Annotated in this window: 1 protein-coding gene; it reads right to left on the minus strand. The window is 35.5% G+C overall.

All coding sequences use genetic code 11. The features are described 5' to 3' along the window. Window positions 1–56 precede the first annotated feature (56 nt). Window positions 57–524: a DinB family protein gene (locus tag B4Q04_RS22400; protein ID WP_088698132.1), complete on the minus strand. Its 468-nt coding sequence runs from the start codon at window positions 522–524 to the stop codon at window positions 57–59. Between the last annotated feature and the right edge of the window lie 28 nt (window positions 525–552).

The raw sequence follows: 552 nt of genomic DNA on the forward strand, positions 1-552 counted from the left end.
GGGGTACTCCGTCATTTGATGGCGGAGCCATCCATTCGATTGGCTGTAGTGTTTTTTCAATCCCATATGTTTGGTCTATCAATTTTCATTGCTCTTAAATACGACAAAAAATGTCCTGCGTGAACTGATTCGTGATATCCGATCCGTAATAAATATTTTCCAAGTATTTTCTTTTCTCCGTTCCCTGGATGAATGATTTCGGTTTCGTTTAATTCCGTATCCGAAAATTGCCGTACACTTTCTATAAATGTTTTTCTATAAGGTTCGGCAAATTCAAGTTCATCAGTAACGCTAATGAATGGTCGGTTTTCCCAAGGTGTTTTATAATTTGTCATATCACCTTGGTTAATAATAAGATTCCATCCATAATCAGCCTCCAAAACGTGTCTTATCATTTCTGACGCACTCATTGCTTTTTCGTCAGGTTTCCAATTATAATATTTCTCAGGTAGTCCATTCCAAAGTTTTATACTTCTTCTCCTTATTTCTGTAAAATTTAAAATTATGAGCTCAGATTGGGTCATTTGCTATTTTTTTCGAAAAGTAACGCTA

It is taken from the genome of Zobellia sp. OII3 (assembly GCF_002211465.1).
Classification (GTDB): domain Bacteria; phylum Bacteroidota; class Bacteroidia; order Flavobacteriales; family Flavobacteriaceae; genus Zobellia; species Zobellia galactanivorans.

Coding starts and splice junctions, on each gene's coding strand:
- B4Q04_RS22400 (WP_088698132.1), bottom strand. CDS start 524: ATGACCCAATCTGAGCTCATAATTTTAAATTTTACAGAAATAAGGAGA.